At 36.6% G+C, this 19,417-nt stretch carries 9 protein-coding genes and 1 tRNA gene; 4 read left to right on the top strand and 6 right to left on the bottom strand.

Annotated elements, in window-relative coordinates; all coding sequences use genetic code 11:
* The first annotated feature begins 305 nt into the window (after positions 1–305).
* The 3 genes from PFY09_RS09355 to argS all read left to right on the top strand — a co-directional run bounded on the left by PFY09_RS09355 (position 306) and on the right by argS (position 6,825).
* A complete protein-coding gene (locus PFY09_RS09355) occupies positions 306–3,221 on the top strand; it encodes a SusC/RagA family TonB-linked outer membrane protein (protein WP_271162229.1) in 2,916 nt (971 codons plus the stop codon).
* A gap of 2 nt (positions 3,222–3,223) precedes the next feature.
* Entirely contained in the window at positions 3,224–4,600 is a 1,377-nt protein-coding gene (locus tag PFY09_RS09350; protein WP_271162228.1) for a SusD/RagB family nutrient-binding outer membrane lipoprotein, read from the top strand.
* A 110-nt stretch (positions 4,601–4,710) separates the two neighbouring features.
* Positions 4,711–6,825 (top strand): arginine--tRNA ligase, encoded by a 2,115-nt coding sequence (argS, locus tag PFY09_RS09345; protein ID WP_271162227.1) that lies wholly within the window; start codon positions 4,711–4,713, stop codon positions 6,823–6,825.
* A gap of 37 nt (positions 6,826–6,862) precedes the next feature.
* On the opposite strand, the gene PFY09_RS09340 is transcribed toward argS, so the two are convergent.
* The 5 genes from PFY09_RS09340 to ccoN form a co-directional block, all read right to left on the bottom strand.
* On the bottom strand, positions 6,863–7,798 hold the full coding sequence (locus PFY09_RS09340; RefSeq protein ID WP_271162226.1) for a YihY/virulence factor BrkB family protein: 936 nt from the start codon (positions 7,796–7,798) through the stop codon (positions 6,863–6,865).
* A 12-nt stretch (positions 7,799–7,810) separates the two neighbouring features.
* A complete protein-coding gene (gene tamL / locus PFY09_RS09335; protein WP_271162225.1) occupies positions 7,811–10,138 on the bottom strand; it encodes a translocation and assembly module lipoprotein TamL in 2,328 nt (775 codons plus the stop codon).
* Positions 10,139–15,175, bottom strand: coding sequence for a translocation/assembly module TamB domain-containing protein (locus PFY09_RS09330; RefSeq protein ID WP_271162224.1), 5,037 nt, complete (start codon positions 15,173–15,175; stop codon positions 10,139–10,141).
* Between the two features lie 296 nt (positions 15,176–15,471).
* On the bottom strand, positions 15,472–16,359 hold the full coding sequence (locus tag PFY09_RS09325) for a cbb3-type cytochrome c oxidase N-terminal domain-containing protein (RefSeq protein ID WP_076390805.1): 888 nt from the start codon (positions 16,357–16,359) through the stop codon (positions 15,472–15,474).
* A 16-nt stretch (positions 16,360–16,375) separates the two neighbouring features.
* Positions 16,376–18,655: a cytochrome-c oxidase, cbb3-type subunit I gene (ccoN, locus tag PFY09_RS09320; protein WP_271162223.1), complete on the bottom strand. Its 2,280-nt coding sequence runs from the start codon at positions 18,653–18,655 to the stop codon at positions 16,376–16,378.
* A gap of 185 nt (positions 18,656–18,840) precedes the next feature.
* Between ccoN and PFY09_RS09315 the strand changes: the two genes are divergently transcribed.
* Entirely contained in the window at positions 18,841–19,131 is a 291-nt protein-coding gene (locus tag PFY09_RS09315; protein WP_076390807.1) for a helix-turn-helix domain-containing protein, read from the top strand.
* 161 nt (positions 19,132–19,292) lie between these two features.
* Here the strand turns inward: PFY09_RS09315 and PFY09_RS09310 are convergent.
* Positions 19,293–19,363, bottom strand: a tRNA-Gln gene (locus PFY09_RS09310).
* Positions 19,364–19,417: the final 54 nt, after the last annotated feature.

Below are 19,417 nucleotides of genomic sequence, written 5' to 3'. Positions count from 1 at the left end.
TATATCTTCATTTTGTTTTGATAGATAATTTTTTAATTAAGACTCTAAATAATTCACTATCAGTAATTAAAGATATTTGTTCGTATAGTTTTTTTATTTACTTAATGTCACTTCTTTTTTTAGTAAATAATAAAATTTGATGTAATTATTGTTGGTAATATTTGTTAATTTGATTTGTTTTAACTTTTTTTATTAAAGTATTTTGATTTATTGATAAGATTATTTGACTAAATGTTAAATTTAGCCGATTTTATTTTGTGCTAAATATAAAATTTCACATATTTGTGATAGCAAATATAATTTATATGAAGAAATTAACAACGGGAATACTTATACTGGTATTGTCCTCATCCCTAGCTATTGCTAATGCTCAGCAAAAGAAAAATGATACAGTAAGAACACAAGAAATTGAGGGTGTTGTTGTTACTGCGCTTGGTATTAAAAGAGAAAAAAAAGCTTTAGGATATGCAACCTCTCAAGTTGGAGGTGGAGATTTGCAAAAATCTGGTGAAACAAATGTAATTCAAGGTTTAGCAGGAAAAGTTGCAGGTGTACAGGTAACCGGAACGGCAGGCACTCCTGGTGCATCAAGTAAAATTGTTATCAGAGGGCAGAAATCAATAGAACTTAGCAGTCAGCCTCTAATTGTGCTGGATGGGCAGATTATAGATAACTCATACAATAATAATGCTGGATCCGGAACTAATATTGGAGGTGTTGATGATTCTAACAGAGCAGTTGATATTAATCCTGATGATATTGAGAGTGTGAATGTATTAAAAGGAGGTGCTGCAGCAGCTTTATATGGCGAGGGTGCAAGAAATGGCGTAATTATATACGTTTCTAAAAAAGGACGTAAGAGAAAAGGGATAGGTATTGATTTTTCTACTACTGTAGGTTATGATATGCTAAGCAATATGATTAATTTGCAAAAGACCTATGCAGCAGGAACTAATGGTGTCGCTTATATTGATCCCGCACAATATGGTTCAGATGGTTTCCCTCTTACTGGAGGAACAAACCAATCCTGGGGACCTTTGATTTCCAGTGTATCAGGATTAAAAGCCTATGATAATGTTAAGAATTTTTATCAAACAGGTGTTACAAATAATTATAACTTAGCACTTTCTGGAGGAGGAGAAAATGGTAATTTTAGAGCTTCTTTCGGTCATCTAAATCAAACAGGTATTGTTCCTAATACAAGTCTAAAAAAGACATCCTTTAATATTAATAGCGAATATAAATTTACTGAGCAATTAAAAGTTGGGGGTGATTTCTTGTATAGTAATACAACAGGAATAAGAGCACAAAAGGGAAGTAATGTTTCAGGAATTATGCTTTCGTTATTACGTATGCCTTCAACTTATGATGTAAGAGATTATCAAACTGCACAGGGATATAATAAGAATTATTTTTCTGCCTATGATAATCCTTTTTACACAGTTTACAATAACCCATATACCGATGAAACTAATCGCGTAATTTTTAATGGGCATATTAATTATAATTACAGTAAATCCTTAAATGCAATCGTTAGAGCAGGAGTAGATACTTATACTACTCATGCACAGCAAAATTATTCATTCTCAAGTAACGGTAATTCAACAGCAGATGGTACAGGTCAGGTCATATTGGATACTTTTACAAAAAGTCTTTACAACTTAGATTTAATTTTTAATGGTATTTTTGATATCACGGATAATATCAATCTAAATTATAATATTGGAGGGCAGATTAATTCCACTTTTTTTAATGATCAGTATAGTGTAGGATCTACAATGTTGGAGATAAACCAATATAATTTAAGTAATTTTTCGAACTACAAAGCTCAGAACGCAGATTATAAACAAATCAGGAGAGGGATTTTTGGATCATTAGAGTTTGGTTTCTATGATCAGGTTTATCTTACACTTACGGGAAGAAATGATTGGAATTCTGCATTACCTAAGCAAAATAATTCTTATTTCTATCCATCTATTTCTGCATCGTGGTTGTTCAATAAAACATTAGGTTTACCAAGTTGGGTAAATTTAGGAAAAATTAGAGCGTCGTATGCAAGTACATATGCTGCACCACTTTCTTATAATGTAATTACACCATATATAACGCCTCTTTTTACGGATTCATTTGGTCCACAACTAACATCTCCATACAATAGTGTTGGTGCTTACGGTTTCTCCACAATATTAAGAAATTCAAATTTAAAACCAGAACATAATAAAGAATTTGAAATTGGACTGGAACTGGAAATGTTTAAACGTCTTCATCTTAATGCGAGTGCTTACAAATCAACAAATTACGATTTGTTGATAACACTTCCTATTGCACCATCTTCTGGCTATAGCACATATTATACAAACGGACCTTCAGTAGAAAACAAAGGATTAGAAGTAAGTTTAGGATATGATATTTTCAAAAAGGAAAATTTTAGCTGGGATTTTACTCTTAATTGGGCAATGAATAGAAATAAAGTGGTAGATTTAAACGGTGTGCCCGACAATTCTGCGATGGGTAGTGATTATTTTAGTGGTAATCTTACTCCTACAATATCTCTAGGACAACCATTAGGTGTTTTTTATGGTTCTGCCTACAGAAGGGATAATTCAGGAAATTTGATTATTGGTTCAGACGGTCTCCCTATTTTAAGTTCTGAATCTCAATTAATTGGAAATCCTAATCCAGACTGGACCGGAGGTTTCAGAAATAATTTAAGATATAAGAACTTATCGTTAAGCTTCTTATTAGATTTTAGAAAAGGCGGAGATATTTGGAATGGAACGTTGGCTCGATTAAACAGATTAGGAATGACGCAGGCTTCTGCCGAGAATAGGAGCGGAACATATGTAATTCCTGGTGTACTGGAAGATGGTTCTCCCAACAATATTGCAATATCAAATAAAACTTACTATGTCAGCTATCTGGGTGATGGCTCAGGAAGTGCAAACGAAACAGCTATTGAAAAAGATATTAACTGGTTGAGATTAAGAGATGTAACTCTTAGTTACAATTTTAGTAAAGTAATTTCCCAGTCAATGGGATTATCATTTGTTAAAAATGCAGAGTTGAGCTTAAGTGCAAGAAATTTATTTCTAATTACAAACTATAAAGGAATAGATCCAGAAAACTCATTTGCAGGTTCATCATCTAATACACAAGGGTTTGATTATTTCAACAACCCAAATACCAGAAGTTATTATTTAACATTTAAATTCGGATTTTAATTATGAGAAAGCATTTATATATAGTAAGTTTTGTATCCACGATTCTACTCGGTCTTACTTCCTGTCAGCACGAATTGGATACTTTTAATGAGAATCCTAATAGCCCTACTGAGGTCTCAACTCCTACAACCTTATTAACAGGAGGCGAAATAGGAACTATAATGAATTCCACAGGTAATCTTCCCAGAACCTTAAGCTTATTTACCCAACATACAAATGGAAATCAGTTTCAGTCATTGGATTATACCAATTATTTTCTAACAGAAACAGATGTTGAAACAGATTGGGCAAATATTTACCAAGCAGGGGTAAATCTAAATCAAATCATTAAGCAGTTCGGAACTCAAGATCCTTATTATGATGGAATTGCAAGAGTTTTAATGGCGATTAATATTGGTTATGCTACAGATGTTTGGGGAGATGTTCCTTTTTCCCAGGCTTTTCAGGGGATCAACGGTCTAAGTCCCAAATACGATAGCCAAGAGCAGGTAATTTCTCAAATTCAGACATATTTAGATACGGCAATTACAGATTTTTCAAAACCTGTAAGCGCTAATAAGAATATACCTTCTTCCAATGATATTTTTTATGGAGGAGATATAAGTAAATGGAGAAAGCTTGCATATGCATTAAAAGCGAGATATGCTTTAAGATTAACACAAAGAGATGGAAGCGCTGCTGCTGCTCAGAAAGCATTAAACTATCTTCAAAATTCATTTACTTCTAGCAGCGATAATTTAGTTGCAACTTTTGATGGAGGGAATAATCAGAATCTCTGGTATGGATTTAGTAATCAAAGATCAGGGTATATGTCGATGGGAAAATATTTTGTAGATATTCTTAAAAATAACAATGATCCGAGACTTACATATTTTGTAGGATTAGATAGTCATAATCCTTCAGGTTATTCAGGTTCTGCTCCAGAAGATGCTGATACTGATGCTTCTCCGTTTGGAAGTTTTTTTGCAGGAAGTGCAAGTACATCTAATATAATTTTTAGTTACAGTGAGATTAAATTTATTGAAGCAGAAGCTCAGTTCAGATTAGGAAATGCAACGTCAGCTCAGGCGGCATTGAAAGCTGCTGTAAGCGCTTCTTTAGTAGACGTTACAGGATCAGATAATCCAACATTTGCAAATACAGCATCAGCAGCTGTCACTTTACAAAATATCATTACTCAGAAGTATATTGCATTGTTTACGACTATAGAGCCATATAACGATTGGAGAAGAACAGGCTTTCCTGCTTTGACACCTAATCAAAATAGTCAGTCAAAGAAAATTCCTCTTAGATTAATTACTCCAAAATCTGAGCGGACTTTAAACACTAACGCTACAGTTGTAGGAGATTTATATGCTCCTGTCTGGTGGGATAATTAAAACAATAATTTTAATTTTCTTCATATTTATTCCGCCTTCGGGCGGTTTTTTTATTTCCGTATATTTGCAGAGCAGAAAAAAAGACTTATTCGTTTTTTAAATAACAGACAATGAATATTAAAAATATAATAGAAGAAAAACTTTCGGAGGTTATTTTAAATGTGTTTCAGTTGAAAGACATTACTCTGGAAGTTCAGGAAAATAAAACAGAATTTGAAGGAGATTTTACGATTGTTACTTTCCCTTTGGTAAAGCAATTGAAGAAAAATCCGGAAAGTATCGGCGTAGAATTGGGAGAAGCTTTAACAGAGCAGACCGATTTACTGGAAAGTTTTAATGTGGTAAAAGGCTTCCTTAATATTAAAATCAGAAATCAGTTTTTCGTAGACAATTTTACATCTGTTTATAATGGTTTCGATACTATAGAAAAGAAAAATGCTACGGTTATGGTAGAATATTCTTCTCCAAATACCAATAAGCCCCTTCACTTAGGACACGTAAGAAATAACTTATTAGGTTTTTCCGTTGCTCAGATCTTGAAAGAAGCGGGATATGATGTCATTAAAACGCAGATCATCAACGACAGAGGGATTCATATCTGTAAATCCATGTTGGCTTGGGAAAAGTTCGGAAAAAACGAAACTCCGGAATCTACCAGTACAAAAGGAGATCATTTCGTCGGAAAATATTATGTGGAGTTTGATAAGGAATTGAAAAATCAGACCAATACGATCTTCAATGATTTCAGAATAAATAAATTTGATCAGTTTGACACTCCTAAAAAAGAGGAAGTTAAAACATTAAATGAAAAAATAAATACGCTTGAAGCTAAGAAAAAAGAATTGCTTCAGACAGTAGATATTTCTGAATTTTCTGCATTGCATGAAGAGTTCGAAGAACAGTTCAAAGAAGCTTTAAATAAAGATTCTTTAATTTCTGCTGTTCCTAAAAAAGTTGAGGAAATCATTTCCAAAAAGAATAAGGAAGAAAATATTTCTGACGAAAAAGAACTGGAAACCATTAAATCTCAGACTAAAGTTTTTCAGAGTATTTTTAAAGAAGTATTGGAAGCTGAAGGCAAGCTCGAAGCTGAAAAGTCCAATCTGAAAGAGATCTGTAAACCGGTAACCGAAATCATGAAAGAAGCGCAACAAATGCTTCTGGATTGGGAGAACGGAGACGAAAAAGTAAGAAGTCTCTGGAACGAGATGAACTCTTGGGTTTACAAAGGATTCAACGAAACATACAACAGATTGGGCGTAGATTTCGATCAGGTTCAGTATGAAAGCAATACCTATATTTTAGGAAAAGACCTTATTCAGGAAGGTTTGGATAAAGGAGTGCTGTATCAGAAGGAAGACGGCTCTGTATGGTGCGATCTTACCGATGAAGGTCTGGATCAGAAATTACTGCTTCGTTCGGATGGAACTTCCGTGTACATGACACAGGATTTGGGAACTGCGGTAGAACGTTTTAAGCAGAATGATATTCAGAAACTGATTTACACCGTCGGAAACGAGCAGGATTATCATTTCCAGGTTTTATTTAAAATTTTAGGAAAATTAGGATATTCTTGGGCAGACCAGTTGTATCATTTGTCTTACGGAATGGTGGAACTTCCGAACGGAAAAATGAAATCGCGTGAAGGAACCGTAGTGGATGCAGATGATTTGATGCAGGAAATGTACAAGGAAGCTAAAGCAATTACCACTGAACTAGGAAAACTGGAAGGTCTTACCGATGAAGAAAAAGAAGCTTCTTACGAAATTATCGGGCAGGCTGCATTAAAATATTTCATGCTGAAAGTTGATCCTAAGAAAAAAATGCTGTTCAATCCGGATGAAAGTGTAGAATTTGCAGGAAATACAGGTCCTTTCGTTTTATATACTTATGCACGTATTCAATCGGTATTATCTAAAGCTAATTTTGAATTTAAAACGACTTCAGATCTGGCTTTGAATGAATATGAAAAAGAACTTATTATGCTTTTGTCCAATTACAAAGGTACAGTAGAGAAAGCAGCAGAATTATTAAGTCCGGCATTCTTAGCCAATTATGTGTATGATTTGGTAAAAGCTTACAATTCATTCTATCAGAGCAATCCGATTATCAGTCAGGAAGACGAAAATCTGAAACAGTTCCGATTGAATTTATCAGATCTCACAGCAAAAACCATAAAAAAATCATTAGGTTTACTCGGAATAAAAACCGTAAACAGAATGTAAAAATAAAACCTTCAGAACGCTCTGAAGGTTTTTTATTTTAAGTTTTTTCAGCATTCATTTTCTCTTTTACACTGTCTTCATATAATTTGGCATCACTCCATTTTGCGTGTTTCGATGGTAAAATGGTATATCCTTTTTTATAGGCGTAAACTTTCGTGTATTCCGCACCAAAGAAAATCAGCATACAGGAATAATTAATCCACATCATGATCAGAATCACGGTTCCGGCAGCTCCGAAAGCGGAAGTAGGTTTTGTAGTTCCGAAATAAAGACTCAGTAAAAATTTACCCAGAGTAAATAATATCGCGGTAAGAAAAGCTCCGTTCCACACCGGTTTCCAACGCATTCTTACATCAGGAAGAATTTTAAACATCAATGCAAAAAGCAACATGACAATGGCAAAGCCGATCACAAAATTCACCAACTGAACAATCAGATAGGTTTCCATCCCAAAATAATTCGTAATCCAGTTATTCAGAATACTGATCATTGAAGAAAGCACCATTGTGATCATCAGTAAAAAACCGATAATCAGGATCATTCCCAAAGAGTTGGCTCTGTCCAGTAAAAATTTCACGAATGCTTTCTGAGGAGTTGCCTGAACATCCCACAAATTATTAAGCGAGTGCTGAAGCTGAAAGAAAAGAGTAGTGGAACCGAAAACCAAGGAACCGACTCCCACAGCTTTCATAAAAATATTTTCTCTGTCAATTAAAGCTCCTGCAATCATGTCCTGAATACTTTTTGCAACATCCTGTCCCATGATTCCGCTGATCTGATTCGTGATTTCTCCGCGAATAGCTTCCTCACCAAAAAAATATCCTGCAATCCAGATGATGATAATTAAAAGCCCGGGAATTGAAAAAATAGCGTAATAGGCAAGACTTGCGGCATCACTTGAAGCCGACGAATTATTCCATTGTCTGAATGATTCTTTTAATGTATCCCAGAAAAATTTTAATTGTTCGATCATTGATGGTTTGGTTTAGAAAGGATATCCGATGGCGATATTCAGAATAAGATTATCTTTTCTCCAGCTCGAATCTCCGAAATTAATTTTATCAAATGTCCATCTTTCACCCCTTTCATAATAAGGAACGCGCAATGGCATGGCAAGATCCAGTCTCAGGATCAGGATAGAGAAATCAAGTCTCAGACCAAAACCTGCGCCTACAGCTATTTCGCTTAAAAATTCTTTGGAAAATTTCGCTCCCGGTCTTTGGGAATCTTCATTAATCAGCCATACATTTCCGGCATCGGCAAACAAGGCAACATTTAAAAATTTATAGAGATTGGCTCTGTATTCCGCATTCAGTTCCAGCTTTACATCCCCCGACTGATCAAAATAATAGCCGGGTTTAATGGTTCTCGGATCAAAACTTCCCGGTCCTAAAGTTCTTGCACGGAAGGCTCTCACACTGTTGCTTCCTCCGGAGAAAAACTGTCTGGAAAAAGGAATATATTCCGAATTTCCGTAAGGATAAGCAACTCCCGCAATGGCTCTTGTCGCCAAAGAAGTTTTTTCATTGAATTTATGATAGAACCTGAAATCATTCTCAATTTTGGCAAACTGACTGAACGGAACACCGAAAATTTTTCTTTCTTTATCTTTTTCAACATTTGCTCCTGTAATCAAACCGGTTAAATTTCCTGCAAGATCCAAAGTTCCTTTATAATAAAAAGTATTTGGCTTCTGGAGCATCGTGTTGGTATACGTATAGGAATAAATCGGTCCGAATATCAACTGAGGTTTTACCACTCTGGCTAAAGCATCGTTATTTTGAGAAATCTCTCGATAAGCATCTGTAATATTTGCCGGAGAAACATACGTGATGTCAAAAATCTTCAGATCATGTTCTTTTCGTGCGTTTTCTTTCCAATTGTACCCGAAAGATCCCGTAAAAGTATTGAGGGAATAATCTTCTGTTCTGTTCTGGAATTCGTAGCCTACCGAAATATTGGTTCTCGGAACAAATGCGCTTGAAGAATTAAATCTGAAAGGCGCAACAATCCTCGGAATTGAAAGCTGCGCATTGGCTCCCGTTCTGAAAATATTTTTCGCATTTTCAGGACCTCCGATCTGGAAATCAAAAGCACCGTAAACAGAAGCTTTAAACTGTTCGGCGCCGCGGAAAAAATTACGGTGAGTCCAGTTAAGATTCACTTCACTTCCGGCGTAGTTTGCAGAATTGGTTCTACCCAAAGCTTCCAGACGAAGCGACTGCAGTTCTCTCGGAGTCAGAAGATAATATGTATCAAATTTATGCTGCAACGAGTCTGAAACAATGAATTCATTTTTCACAAATTTGAAGACACCAAGACTGATGAGTCTGTTTAGCGTAAGATTATGATTCGTTCTGTTGTACAGATCTCCTTTTTTAAAATATAATGCCCTGTCGAAAATTTTCGGTTTAAATTTATTCTGAGGATCAATAACATAAATGTCGCCGTGTTCATATTTCTGAAGCGAATCTGTGTTCATCGGGATCGAATATTTTCCCTGTTTTACATCCTGAATACTATAATTCGGGAAGACAATTACTTTATCAATGCTGAATTGTTGCGTAGACAGATCCGGAGTATTATCCTTCAGCTTCACATTCAGTTCCACCTTGTGATTTTTGCTTACTGTACTGTCTGCCTGAACAATAAGATTGTCCGGATGGAAATAATAAAACCCTCTTTCTTTCAGTCGGTTATCTATTCTCTCTCTTTCAGATTTTATTACATCCAGATCGAAAGGATTTCCCTGCTTCAAAAGCGTGTTGTCTTTCAGATTCTGGATTTCCTGATTCACCAGTGAAGAATCTTTCTGGAATTTTACATTGCTGATCAGGTATCTTGCTCCCGGTTTCAAAGTGTAAATTACCTTGGCTTTTTTATTTTTGGCAACCGTATCATAGGTAGCTCTTGCATTGAAATATCCTTTGTTTTCAGAATAATTAACAATGATGTCTTTATTGAATTCGCGGTCTACATCACCCAGCAAAACAGGTTTTTCTCCCACTTTATATTTCAGCCAGTAATTGAAGCCTTTTTCTTTTTTCGGCTCTTTGGCAATATTATAAAAATACAGTTTAGGTCTTAATCCTAAAAATGAAGAGTTCGGTTTGGGAGTCAGCTTATCCTGAAGCGCGCTTTGAAGATCTTTCTTTTCCTTTTTCGGCAAAGTGTCGTTTTCAATCTTCACTTCCGCACCCGTGTAAAGCATCTGTCCTTCCTTCAGAAATCTTGTATTGCTGCAGGAAAGGGTTGCAGAAGCCATTCCGCAGGTGATTAAAAATTTAAAATAGGTCTGATAACTTTTTTTCATTTACTTAAATTCTACAACTTTGTTTTGTTGGTTTTTTCTGGATTCCTTCTGCTTTCTGTTTTTAGATTTCTGGAAAATATCGCGGAACTTGTCATAATCCAAAGTGATGATAAATCCTACGCCTGTTTCCACGATCTGCCCCTGAAGCGCAACCTGATATTCGTTCTTGCGGTATGCGCGAAGCATGTATCTTCCGTCTCTGGAAAGGCTGTAATCCACCGTTACGTCCCCTGCAATATTCGTCATGTTTTCATTTTGCCGCGCTTCTCCTTCCAGTGCAAAATTACTTCCTACAGAAACTTTCAGACGGTCGTTCAGTAATTTTTTACTTAGCCCTACATTCAGGTCCGTTCTCGTATTTTTAGATCCTGTAGAATAATCTTCAGAAGATTCAAGATCAAAATTAAGATCCACTCCTTTAATAAGATTCGAGGCAAGATTATTTAACTGTTGGGAAAGAATTTTACTCACACTCTGTCTTGCCAGCATTTCTCCCGACAGTCCCGCTCCGGATTCAAAAGGGTTTTCCCCGATAAATCTGTTGAGAAGAAGAAGGGCAAAAACCTGTTTGTTCATTTCAGATTCCTGAGTTCTCAACTGGGCAAGCTTCTGATCCACAATATCTGTAACCGTGGAAGAAACCGCGTTATTTTTTTCGTCTGTCGTAATATCAAAAGTAATTACAGGTTTCAGCAGTTCGCCTTTCATTTTCAGTAACGTGCTGAAAGGAATTCTTTGCTTAAACTGATTGAGTGTAGAAGCCTGTTCTCCGCTGATCTGCTGTTCCACAAGATCAATTGGGGCGGCTTCGGTTTTATAAACAGCGGTAATATCCAGATTTGCCGTTGTCGGTTCTCCGGTCCATGTAATCGTACTTCCTTTCTGAATATCAAATTTACGTTTCAGAACACTTACCGTCATTTCATAACTTCCGGATTCCACTTCATAAACTCCGACAAGCGTGGTTTTTCCCGATGGATCGACACCGCCCGTTAATTCCGCTTCCCCCTGAAGTTTTACAAAATCTCCGTTGGCTTTATCAATCAGCAAAGACATTTTTGCTTTCTTACTGATTTCGATGTTCACACTTACGTCCATTCCCTTAATTTTGCTCTGGGAATTTAAAGAATCTGCCTTCACGGTTTTGTTTAAAACAACCTGATCCTGATCTATAAATTCTACAATTCCGTCTCTTTCCTGAAGCGTAGGAGAAGACTGCGGAAGCACAAAAGTAAAGTCGGTGTTATCTGCAACAGCCAGTCTTCCGTCCACCTTCGGCAAATCTAAATTTCCGCGGATGTGTAATCCTGCATCAATAGAGAGAACGCCGTACATTATGGCATCGTTGGATTTTTCAGAATTCACTACTTTGAAATTCTGTGCATCTACATCAAGATTAAAGGCAAAATCTCTGTATGTCTGTGTAAGAACCTGTCCGTCCACTCTAAGCGCGTTTCCGTCTTTATCTTTAATTTTAAAATTATCAAACTCAATTCCGCGGTTGGTAAAGTTTATTTCGTCATTCAGTTTTCTGAAATCACTTCCTGTTTTGGCAATTTCCAGTCCTACATCATTGAATTTTACTTTACCTAAAATATTCGGTTTGGATGCTGTTCCTGTAATCTTCAGGTTTCCGGAAAGATACCCTTCTGTATTGTTTATCGCATTCATCGAGAATCCCTGTACAGATTTCATTTGAAGCTGATTGATCGCCATATTCATATCGAATGTGCTGGAAGAAGTATTGTAATCTCCCAGAATTTTCACATCGTTATTATTTCCGGAGAGTGCAATATCCGCATTCAGAAGATTCGGAGCATTATTATTGACTTTTATGGCAAGATTTCCTACCGGATTTCCGTAGACAATCAGATCAGATACATTAAGATCCGAAGTGAAGGTCATATTTTTCGTAATATTTTTAAGCTGAGCCGTTCCGTTGATCGTTCCTCTTGCCAAAACTGTATCTTTTTTAATTAATTCGGTGATGGTTTCAATCTTAAAATCCTTCAGAGAAACATTCAGCGGAGCATTCGGAGTCTGGCTTTCAGATTGTAAGGCAATTTCGCTTCCTGCGTTGGAAAGTCTGAAATTATCTGCGAGAATTCCGTTTTTGCCGATCTGTATTTTATTTCCTTCAGAAACCGTCCAGTCAGAATAATTTAATTTTAAACCATTCGGATTTAAAGAAATCTCCGTGATGTCGTTCAGCGATTTTGCATTTCCGGCAATCAGGAACTGGGTAACCTCTTTCTGGTCTTTCGTGGTGATGTTATAATTGATGATATTATTAGCAACATCTCCTGTAATTCCTACTTTATTCAGCGCGAAGCTGGAACTTTTCAGCCCTGCAACATAAAGATTATATTGCAAAGCATTATTTTCGTTCGTTACTTTTATGGTGGCATCTTCAATGGAATTTTCACCGTAAAGAACCTGCGGAATCTGTCCGTCGATCTCAATTTTCTGAGAATCTGCGTCGTAATTTCCATTTAAATTAATGGTTTCAAAACTTTTCAGTTCCGGGACAAATTTTCTGATCAGATCATCATTTTTAATTTTTGCATTGAAGGTGAAAAACTGTCCTGCCTGAATTTTCTGTGCTTTTCCGGGTTTTTGAAACTGATAATATTGGTTAATTGTATTCGATAAAGCTCCGAAAATCTGTGTCAGCTTATATTTTCCTTTTAATTCTACATCTGCAATCTGGGAATTGAAAATAATATGGGTGGAATCCGCAGTTGAAGACGCTTTTAAATTCACTTCCTGAATCGGGTACACTTCTTTAGTATCCGAAAAGGCAAAGTCTTTTAAATTCAGATAACCGTTCAGATTGTCGGGATTGAGATTAGAAAAATCTCCGTCGATTTTTCCGGCAAGAATCATCGGATCTTTATAGAATCCCAGTTTGTTGAGGTCTAATTTTATCACTTCTCCGTTTACTTTTACCGTCGGATTTTTTTCGTTGTACACTCCGGAAGCGGTTAACATCAGGTTCGCATTCGGATCTTTTGAATTTAAAACAACGTTATACACTCCGCGGCGGATTTTTCCGGTAAGGTTCATGTTCTGATAACGGTATCCTTTGTAAACAGCCGAAGCAACATGACCTTTAAGATCTGCATTGGCATTTTTAAAATCGAAACTTTCTCCTTTCGCGTAAATTTGTGCAGAAATGGCTCCGATCTCTTTATTCTGGATGATTTTCCCCAACTGAAGTCCCTGAAGATTGGCTTTTACATCATACAGTTCCCTGTTTTTTCTGCGCATATCCACATTTGCCTTAACGGAAGCATTTCCAAGTGTAGAGTAGAGGTTAAGGTCTGTTGTAACCACTTTCGTTGTTCCTTTTGCGATTCCTTTGATGCTAAAATTGGAAGGCAGTGAAATATTTTTCGGAATTGTATTTTTGGGAACCAGATTGTAGATGGTTTTTGCGGATGAAGATAATTCTGCAATTTTCAGATCGTAATACAACTGATCCGGATTCATTGCATTTTTCACTCTTCCGGATGCGGCAACGCGTAGCTGATCGAGACCTGAAATTTTCAGATTATTAATCAATAAATCATTGACGCTTCCTTTTATATTGGCATTAAGATTTAAAACCGCATTGGGATATTTGTTGAAAGGCGTGGTATTTCTTAAGGTCGGAACAATATTCAGAATATCCGAAAACCCGATTCTGGAATCTTTGATGTTGGCTGAAATCTGTACGGCTCCTAAATTAGAACTCAACTCTTCGATTGAATTGTAATTTAAAACCACCTCATCGCGAAGAATAGTTTTCGGAGTCTGCAAATAAAGATCTTTTAAATAAGCCTGTTTATCATTATACACAAAATCTGTATTGAATTTCTGAATATCCAGTCCTCTTGCTTCCTGAATTTCTGCTGAATTTACGTTTCCTGCAAAAGTATTGTTCTGCATTTTGAAACTTCTGACTTCAAGATTGAGTTTGGAAAAATTCAGATGGTTGAAATCCATTCCCTGTTTTGTAGGAGCAATCGCGGTATTGTTGTAGGCGACTTTTACATCATTTAAAACCAATTTTCCGAGAAGAAGACTGATTGCTTTTTCTTTTTCCGAAGGTTTTGAAACTTCCGGCTCCGTTTTCGGATTGGCATTTTTCGCAGGAAGATATAAATTGGCGTTAATATCGGCTCCGGAAAGAAACACATTATCCACATTGTAAGTGTTGTTTTCCAGATCGAGTTTATTCACTTTCGTGCTTAGTTCTTTAAATAAAACTTTAGCGAAAGTTTTGGTATTGTCATCTCCGTAATCGATGTTGAAATTGGTGAGTTTAATTCCTCTTAAACCAATCTGCATCGGCTTTTTGTTATTAAGAGAATCGACTTTTTTCTCTACTTTTTTGGAAACTTCTTCTACAAGATCCTGTTTCAGTTTCAGTTTCAGTTTCAAGCCGTCTAAATTGATGTCGTTTACGGCGTAAGAATTCTTTTGAAGATCAAATGTTTTTACCCTTGTATCAAAAGATTTAAAGTAAAGCTGAATATCATTTCTGGATTGCTGATCGTTGAAGGTAACACCGATGTCTTTCAGATTGATTTTATCTAAAGAAATAATGAACGGTTTGGAGGCACTTTCTTCCTTATCGCTTGTTGCAAAAGCATCCAGAATATAATCGAAGTTAAATTTTCCGTCGGGTTTTCTCACTACATTGGCTCTTGCTCCTTCCAGATCCACAGAGGTAATATCTGCGGTGGAGTTGATGAGTTTAAGCATATTTAAACCCACATCCAGTTTTTTTACCGCCAAAAGGGTGTCGATATCCTGACCTTTCAGATAAAGGTTTTCCATCACAAGACTGTTGGGAAAGCCGACGTAGACTCTTTCGAGACTAACTTTTGTTTTGATCTTTTTCTCCAGATAAACCACCAGTTTGTCTTTGATAAAGTTCTGAACAACAGGAAGTCTTAAGCTAAGGACTAATAACGAAAAAAATACCAGTATGGATATAATGGTAATTGCAAAACGCTTTAAGAGTTTTCTTTTATTGATTTTCAGTTTCAAAAGTGATCGGGTTTATAACAAATATAACAATACTTACCGTACTGTTACTATGTTGTGGTACACTTTTTCTTAATACAAAAACCCTGCCTCGACTGCCAATTATGGAATTTAGTTTAGTTTATTGTCAAGTGAATAGTTGAAAATGGCAGTCAAGGCTCGAGTTTGAATTGTTTAAAAAGCCCCCTTCTTAATCATTTTTTCTGTTGAAAAGGTTTAGCAAAAATGAAAATTCAAAATGTTTAGTTAGTGTATGGATAGGGGGCTTGGCATGGTTTAAGTGTTGAGATAATTATTTTTTATTCGTTTCCGTTCTCCCATTTTACCTGTTCGCCTTGTGGGGCAGCACCGCCCTGAGCCGGAGTAATAGGAGGGGTTTCCTGATTGATATGATAAATATAGGCTGCAATTTTTTCGGCATCTCTTCCGGTAATGGTTCCTTCTTTAATCAGAGGTCTCATCGTAGGATTATTAGGTGAACCGTTTTCCAGCATCCAGATTACGTTTTTAAACAGGCTTTTCTGTTGTACATTAATCCAGTGTGTGTCTGTAAGGTTAGGGCCAATTCCGCCTTTTCCGTTTTCTCCGTGGCAGGTTACGCAGTTTGTTTTAAATAATTCCTGACCTTCCGCAATATTGTCTGCGCTGTATTTTGCAGTTTCCAGTGTTACCTGCGGTGCGGTTTTTTCAAACTCGGCAATAGAAGCAAGCATTGTTTTGGTTTCTGCATTCAGTTCTGCATCCGGATGCGCATAATCTGTGAAGGTAAAAGCAATTAGATATACCGCACAGAAAATACACCCGAAGTAGAATAAACCGATCCACCATTTTGGAAGAGAATTGTCTAGCTCCGTAATTCCGTCGAATCCGTGATCGATAAGAATATCTTTTTCCTCTGTTGCAGACTGCTTTTTGAATGCCGAATTCCAGAGTTTCTGAAAGTAAGGTGTATTTTTATCTTTAATATAGGCTGCTTTTTCTTCGTCAGATAATTTCTTAAAATTTTCACCTTCAATTAAATCTCCGATGGAATTCATGATGAGAAGAAGAATAATGGCAATAAGCATTAATCCCCAGAAAAAAGGTGAAGAAAAATATCCTGAATCGTGCGCGAACATTTCGAACGCCATAATCGTTAAACCTACTGTTACGAGAATGTAGATTGAAATCGGGGTTCTTGTTTTCATGTCAATTTAATTTAAATTATTCTGCACTTGCAGTTTGAATCTGAGTGGTTTTGATGTCTGTTCCCAATCTTTGCAGATAAGCAATCATGGCTACGATTTCTCTTTTTTCCAGTGGAACAAAGGATGCGCCTTTTGCAGCACGGTCTTTTTCCACCTGATCTTTTACATCTTTCGCTTCAGAATAAATTCTTTTCACAATACCATTTGCCTGATTGTCTGCCCACTGATCGGCGGAATCTATTTCAGCTTTTGAATAAGGAACGTCAAAGTAATTTTTCATTAATTTCATCTTGTCTACCGTCTTTGTTCTATCCAGTGTATTGCTTATCAGCCAAGGGAAACGCGGCATAATAGAACCCGCTGAGGTAATTCTTGGATTATACATGTGTTTGAAATGCCATGAATCCGGGTTTCTTCCACCTTCTCTCTGCAGATCCGGTCCTGTTCTTTTAGATCCCCAAAGGAATGGTCTGTCGTAAACAAATTCTCCTGCTTTGGAATACTGTCCGTTTTTGCCTTCAAATCTTACAATCTCATCACGGAAAGGGCGGATCATCTGAGAGTGACAGGCGTTACAGCCTTCGCGGATGTATAAATCTCTTCCTTCCAGTTCCAACGGTGAGTAAGGTTTTACTGCGGTAATGGTAGGAACACTCTGTTTTAAGGTTAATGTCGGAATAATTTCTACCAAACCTCCTATGGCTACGGTAATGAAAGCCAATATTGCCATAACTCTCGGGGTTCTTTCGATCCATAAGTGGATTCCTTCGCCTTCTTTTCTTGCAGATCCGATATTTGCCAGTGCCGGAGCTTCTGCCGGAACGTTTTTCTGGAAAGATCCTGCTCTGACGGTTTTGATAACATTCACCACCATTAAAATGGCTCCTGAAATATAGAACAGACCTCCTAAGAATCTCATTTTATAGTAAGGAATAATTGCAGTTACGGTATCCAGCCAGTTTTTCCAAACTAAAGTTCCGTCCGGATTGAACTGTTTCCACATTAATCCCTGTGTAAATCCTGAAATATACATTGGAACCGCGTAGAAAATAATTCCTAAAGTTCCCAGCCAGAAATGCCAGTTGGCTAGTTTTCTGGACCAAAGCTGTATTCTCCACATCACCGGAATCAGATAATAAACGATACCGAAAGCCATGAAACCATTCCATCCTAATGCTCCGATGTGTACGTGACCGATTACCCAGTCTGTATAGTGACCTATTTTATTTAAAGATTTTGTTGCTAAAAGTGGACCTTCAAAGGTTGCCATACCGTAGCAGGTTACCGCAACAACGAAGAATTTTAAGATAGGATTTTCTCTTACTTTGTCCCAAGCTCCTCTCAAAGTCAGCAATCCGTTCAGCATTCCTCCCCAAGACGGAGCGATCAGCATGATGGAGAAACCTGTTCCCACCGCCTGTGCCCAAGCCGGAAGCGCAGTATATTGTAAATGGTGTGGTCCTGCCCAAAGGTAAACGAAGATCAGAGACCAGAAGTGAATGATTGATAATTTGTATGAAAATACAGGTCGGTCTGCCGCTTTTGGTAAGAAATAATACATTAAACCCAAAACCGGAGTTGTCAGTACGAACGCCACCGCATTATGACCGTACCACCACTGAACCAAAGCGTCTTTAGCTCCTGCGTAGATAGAATAAGATTTCCATGTAGTGAAAGACAACGGAACTTCAAGATTATTGAAGATGTGAAGCATCGCTACAGCAAGCCACGTTCCCATATAAAACCAGATGGCTACATAAAGGTGTCGCACTCTTCTTTTGGCAATGGTTCCGAACATATTGATCCCGAAAATAACCCATGAAATGGTAATTAAAATATCAATCGGCCATTCGTGTTCTGCATATTCTTTTGAGGTATTGATTCCCATAAGGAAAGTAATAACCACAGAAACAATCATGATCTGCCATGTCCAGAAATGAATCCATGATAAAGTGTCGCTGTACATTCTTGTTTTAAGAAGTCTCTGCATACTGTAATATGCACCGCAGAAAAAGGAATTACAGACGAAAGCGAAAATTACAGCACTCGTATGCAGCATTCTGATTCTCCCGAAACCTAAAGCTCCCTGAGTATTAATAAGTCCCTGAATATTTCCAGATACTAAACTTTTAATCGTTGTATCATCGGTTCCGAATAAAAATTCCGGAAGCTCAGGATAAAAAAGCATCAGCGCAGCAGTAAGCCCGAGTAAAAAAACCACCAAACCGAATGCGATTGTAGCATAGAGGAATGCTCTGACAATATTATTGTCATAATTAAATTTTTGCGTCTCCATAATTCCTATTGTGTTGTACTGAAGTTGATATTTTTCTATTAAAGCCTAATTCTACAAACAAATTTTAAGGTAATATTTAAATATCATGTAGTGTAATAATGTTTTGACAAAGGTATTTACTAACTTTGTGTAAGTCTAATAGATATACTTCTAAAATATACCGAAAACTACTAAAAACAAGAGAGATGAAAATATGCGGACAAAATATCAGGAAAATAAGACGAAGTAAAGATTTTACTCAGGAATATATGGCTTTTGAGATGGGAATTTCTCAGAAAGCCTATTCTGATATCGAAAATTCCAAAGTGAAGATTAATCTGGAAATCCTTACCAAAATTTCTGATATTTTAGAAATTAAACCTTCTGATATTTGCAGTATTTCAGATAAATGCGGTAATGGTTTTGAGGATAAGTATAATGATCTGGTAGAATATATGAAAAAGAACGGTATTGAAGTTCCTAAAGAATATTTATAAATATTGTTAGATATAAAATCGGAAAGGCTGCTTTTTTTGAGGCAGTCTTTTATTTTTAAAATAAATTAAAAACGGAGAAAATAAAAATTTATTAAAAATAACGAAGCTGAAATTCTGAAAAAAAAGAAACAAAAAACCACCCTTAAAAAGGATGGTTTTTGTAGACTCACAGGGATTCGAACCCCAGATGACTGAACCAAAATCAGTAGTGTTACCGCTACACCATGAGTCTCTGTTTGTTTTAGTGGTGCAAATTTACAGCTTTTTTTATTACATACAAGAAAAT

It is taken from the genome of Chryseobacterium gambrini (assembly GCF_027920505.1).
GTDB lineage: Bacteria > Bacteroidota > Bacteroidia > Flavobacteriales > Weeksellaceae > Chryseobacterium > Chryseobacterium gambrini.
This window is presented reverse-complemented; position numbering and strand designations above follow the sequence as displayed.

Excerpts from the sequence above, each read along its gene's own strand:
- PFY09_RS09355 (WP_271162229.1), top strand. The coding sequence starts at position 306 with ATGAAGAAATTAACAACGGGAATACTTATACTGGTATTGTCCTCATCC.
- PFY09_RS09350 (WP_271162228.1), top strand. The coding sequence starts at position 3,224 with ATGAGAAAGCATTTATATATAGTAAGTTTTGTATCCACGATTCTACTC.
- argS (WP_271162227.1), top strand. The coding sequence starts at position 4,711 with ATGAATATTAAAAATATAATAGAAGAAAAACTTTCGGAGGTTATTTTA.
- PFY09_RS09340 (WP_271162226.1), bottom strand. The coding sequence starts at position 7,798 with ATGATCGAACAATTAAAATTTTTCTGGGATACATTAAAAGAATCATTC.
- tamL (WP_271162225.1), bottom strand. The coding sequence starts at position 10,138 with ATGAAAAAAAGTTATCAGACCTATTTTAAATTTTTAATCACCTGCGGA.
- PFY09_RS09325 (WP_076390805.1), bottom strand. The coding sequence starts at position 16,359 with ATGAAAACAAGAACCCCGATTTCAATCTACATTCTCGTAACAGTAGGT.
- ccoN (WP_271162223.1), bottom strand. The coding sequence starts at position 18,655 with ATGGAGACGCAAAAATTTAATTATGACAATAATATTGTCAGAGCATTC.
- PFY09_RS09315 (WP_076390807.1), top strand. The coding sequence starts at position 18,841 with ATGAAAATATGCGGACAAAATATCAGGAAAATAAGACGAAGTAAAGAT.